The 4,339-nt window shown below is 40.2% G+C and carries 6 protein-coding genes; all 6 read right to left on the reverse strand.

Going from position 1 to position 4,339, the window contains the following annotated elements; genetic code table 11:
• Positions 1 to 109: 109 nt before the first annotated feature.
• The gene (locus AC52RT_RS09085; protein ID WP_495540440.1) at positions 110 to 913 is read right to left on the reverse strand and encodes an arsenite methyltransferase; all 804 of its coding nucleotides are present in this window, start codon (positions 911 to 913) and stop codon (positions 110 to 112) included.
• Positions 914 to 1,036: 123 nt separating this feature from the next.
• On the reverse strand, positions 1,037 to 1,321 hold the full coding sequence (locus tag AC52RT_RS09090) for a Fe-S cluster assembly protein HesB (protein WP_495540441.1): 285 nt from the start codon (positions 1,319 to 1,321) through the stop codon (positions 1,037 to 1,039).
• Positions 1,322 to 1,333: 12 nt separating this feature from the next.
• Positions 1,334 to 3,100, reverse strand: coding sequence for an arsenical pump-driving ATPase (gene arsA / locus AC52RT_RS09095; RefSeq protein WP_495540442.1), 1,767 nt, complete (start codon positions 3,098 to 3,100; stop codon positions 1,334 to 1,336).
• A 1-nt stretch (position 3,101) separates the two neighbouring features.
• Complete coding sequence (gene arsD, locus AC52RT_RS09100; protein ID WP_495540443.1) at positions 3,102 to 3,470, reverse strand: arsenite efflux transporter metallochaperone ArsD; 369 nt, start codon at positions 3,468 to 3,470, stop codon at positions 3,102 to 3,104.
• Between the two features lie 86 nt (positions 3,471 to 3,556).
• A complete protein-coding gene (gene arsC, locus AC52RT_RS09105) occupies positions 3,557 to 3,976 on the reverse strand; it encodes an arsenate reductase (thioredoxin) (RefSeq protein WP_495540444.1) in 420 nt (139 codons plus the stop codon).
• A gap of 30 nt (positions 3,977 to 4,006) precedes the next feature.
• Positions 4,007 to 4,339: ArsB/NhaD family transporter (locus tag AC52RT_RS09110; protein WP_495540445.1), on the reverse strand; the 333-nt coding region annotated here is incomplete at its 5' end.

Genomic DNA, 4,339 nt, shown 5'->3' on the forward strand with positions numbered 1-4,339 from the left:
CATAATTAACGTTAAATATGATTCAAAGTATGCTTCTGTCAATGTACCTGCATGATGAATGGTCATGTAATCACCTTTCTTGTGTTAAGGAAGGGGACAAGGTTGTTTTCTACTTCTCTGCCTGAATAATAGCGGACACGATATACTCATCCACTTTATGATCAGGGGCCCATTCTTTAATAAATTCTTTTGAATCGTCTTTTGGTTCTATGGAAATATTCTTGAATCCTGCTTCTGACAACATAGTTGTTAAAACTGCCATCGACGAAGCGCCTGAAATGCATCCAGAATATAGATTCATATCTGATTGTAAAGATGATGGCAAATCCGCTGTAAGGATTACATCAGAGATGGCTAGACGCCCACCTTTTTTTAATACACGGTATGCTTCTTGGAAAACGCGTTGTTTATCGGGTGAAAGGTTAATAACACAGTTGGACATGATTACATCCACATATTCATCGGCAACTGGTAAGTTTTCAATTTCGCCTAGTCGAAACTCAGTATTGGTAAAGTGATTCTTTTCTGCATTGTTCCGAGCCTTACTAATCATTTCTGGGGTCATATCTACGCCGATGACTTTTCCCTCAGTACCGACTTTTGGCGAAGCTAGGAAACAGTCAAATCCCCCACCGCTGCCCAAATCTAAAACAATTTCGCCTTTTGTTAAATTAGCAATCGCTTGCGGGTTACCACAACCTAAACCCATATTTGCACCATTTGGAATGTTTTCTAGCTCTTCTACTGAATAACCCATTTTTTTAGAAATTTGTTGGACCGAGATATTGTTATCCTCTTCAGGTGTGCAGCAACTAGGCGCACAACAACTGTCATTATTTACGACTCGTAATGCAATTTTTTTGTAATTTTCCCTCACGTTTTCACGGATGTCATGATCTTTCATTTCACTCATCTACAAGTCCCCCTACCATTTATTATCTTCCATTTACTCCTATTTCTTGATATGTTATTGTTCTAATTTATAAGATGATGGCTTGAACAGTGCAATAGGTTTCATAGGTTCCATCTATTTTGTCTAACAACAAGAATTGTTGTTATATCCGTTTAAGATAATCCCCATCTCTCCGTTTTCTTCTTCTACATCAATGGTCACATTTGTTAATTGGTCCTTCATATCAGCTTGCATGGCAATGTTTAGTCCGCTTACTTGCTCGACAACATCATTTTCTTCTGCTTCTTGTAAAGCCACGCTTACATTCACTCCGCAACAGCCCTCTACTCCAAAGAAACGAAGGGTAGAGACGTTATTTGCTTGCATGATTTCCTGGATAAATACTTTTGCTTGTTCGGTCATTTTCATTAAGGGTTCCTCCTATATGGTTAAAAGTTGATGTAATCCTTCAATCCCTTTTGGCTCCTCAATGCTCCATGGGATGATGGCAAATTGTCCGTTAGACAAGCCGTGCACTTTCTGAATCCATACCTGTTCATTTTTTGCTCTTCTCACTAATACAGGATCTTTCGTTGATGTCATAGAAAAACTTTGATTCACTACCCACCAATGGGTAGAAATATTGGCTCGTTGGAGATCTTCCTCTAAACGACTAGCTTCGAGGACGGGCGTTGCTTCTGGTAACGTGGTAATAATGACACTGGTATGATTTTTATCACGCAGTTTTGGCAACAAGCTCCGAACCGATTCAGGAATATCTCCTGACGAACGTGAAATTTCTTTGTTATACGCTTCCGATGCATCAAGCAAGAGAAGGGTATGCCCAGATGGGGCTGTATCGATAACGACCAGTTGGTCTTTAGACTGTTCAATCACTTCTGCAAAAGCTCTAAAGATCGCAATTTCTTCTGTACACGGAGATTCTAAATCTTCCTTTACAAAGGACACCCCATCTTCATCCAGCGTCTCCCTTGCTTTTGCTAACACTTCTTCCTTATACGCATAGACAGCTTTCTTTGGATCAATACTGCTGATCGTTAAATTCTCATGCAGGACATTTCCATCAAACGTCCAAGCAAGATGAGCGGCAGGATCGGTCGTGGTTAAGTGTACCTTTCTTCCTCTTTCAGCTAACCCCAATGCAAGTAATGAAGCCACCGTAGTTTTTCCTACTCCACCTTTTCCCATCGTAAAAATCACTTTTTGAGGGTGGGTGTCATAAAACGCTATCAGATCATTAATTGTATGATAGGGAATTTCTTCATTATCTGTACTGGATTCTGGCATTTCAAAATCATGGACAAGCCATTTTTCCATTTGGGGAAGCCCTGTAATGGAAAAAGGGGCAAGCGGTAAGTAATACAGTGGATAGTGAGCAATTGCTGCTGGCACACTATTTACTGCTTGTTGTTGTCTTTCATACAACGCTTTCGCATAAGGATCACTTAAGGCAGTTTGTTCAAATAGACCATTGATGATGACTTGTTGGTTGACGATGCCTATCTCTTTTAATTCTTGCGATGCACGTGCCGCTTCAGCAAGCGGACTATTTTCTGGCCGACTGACTAAAACAAGTGTCGTCAATTTTTCGTCAGACAGTACCTTTACCGCCTCACTGTACATCTTTTTTTGATTTTCTAGCCCTGCTAACGGGCCGAGACAAGAAGCTCCATTGGTATTCTCTTCTAAAAAGCCAGACCACGCTTGCGGAAGTTGTAATAAACGAAGCGTGTGGCCTGTTGGTGCCGTATCAAAAACAATGACATCATATTCGTCAGTGATGCCTGGGTCTGTTAAAAGAGTAGAAAACTGGTTAAACGCTGCGATTTCTACGGTACAAGCACCTGACAGTTGTTCTTCCATTGTGGCAATGACTGACTCAGGCATTTTTCCTTTATAAGGCCCCACAAGGCGCTCTTTATATTCAGCAGCTGCTTGTACGGGATCTAAATTTAAAGCGAATAAATGAGTCGTTCCTCGAACCAAAGTTGGTTTATTGAACAATGTTTGCCCAAAAACATCTTGTAAATTAGAAGCTGGATCTGTACTAATGAGCAGTACTTTTTTCCCTTCCTTGGATAAAGCAAGGGAAAGAGAACTTGCGACAGAAGTTTTACCAACTCCACCTTTTCCAGTGAAAAATAAAAACTTTGTCTTAGGAAAATGTTCTCTCGTAAATAACTGCATCTTATTCACCTCCTTTTTTCACGTTTAATAACAGTCGAACTTTAGGTTTTTGGCTTAATTCACTTGCTGATAATCCCGTCCACTGCTCCAACTCTTCATTCGTCGGATACTCTCCTGTCATCATCACCTCATCATCTACCATCACAATGGGTAATACCTCTGGTCCTTTTTCATTCAATAAGGCATGTACTTCGCTTTGATTAATAAACTCATCTGTATCGTTTGTTAAGTTAAAGCGTTGTACAGGGTACTTCTTACTTTCTAAATTTTTCACCACCACAGACATACGTAATAACTCTGGGTCTACTGACGGACCACAAACTCCTGTGGAACAACACATGGCTGGATCATATATTTGTATTTTTTTCATAAAGAATCATCCCTTCTGAATATAATCATTTGCTTATATAGCCATGATAGGGAAAGCCGCGAGGATACTCACGGCTTCATCTTATTTTATACGCCTGTTTTCGCGAAACGTTCAATTCGTTCGCCAATTTCATCACGAACACGTTGAAAGAATGCCCATTTTTCTTCTTCTGTACCTGTTGCTTTCGCTGGGTCATCAAAGCCCCAATGTTCACGCCTAACGTGTGAAGGGGTCATTGGACATTTGTCTGCTGCATCCCCACATAATGTTACAACTAAATCTGCGTTATTTAAAATATCAGCATCAATGATGTCCGAAGTTTGATTAGTAATATCCAATCCTATTTCATTCATTGCCTTTACCGCGTTGGGATTTAATCCGTGTGCTTCAATTCCTGCACTCAGAACTTGCCATTCGTTTCCTAAGTATTTCTTCCCCCAGGCCTCAGCCATTTGGCTTCTACATGAGTTTCCTGTGCATAAAAAGTAGAGTGTTTTTTTAGTCATGTTGTTAATCTCCTTTGATAGTAACATTATTTAATGAATGATGAGTAACCAAATATATAAGCCAACTAACGTAATGAATAATGTTGGGATGGTTAAAATGATGCCTGTTTTAAAGTACGTTCCCCATGAAATTTTGACCGCTTTTAAGGAGAGGACATGTAGCCACAGTAACGTAGCTAATGAACCAATCGGTGTGATTTTCGGTCCTAAGTCCGAACCGATGACATTGGCATAAATAAGGGCTTCTCTAAGTACGCCTGTGGTATTCGTGTCTGATATGGCAATGGCATCGATCATCACTGTTGGCATATTATTCATCAGGGATGACAGGATGGCTGCAATGAAACCCATTCCCATCGTTGC

The sequence above is a fragment of the Peribacillus sp. genome, assembly GCF_059453735.1.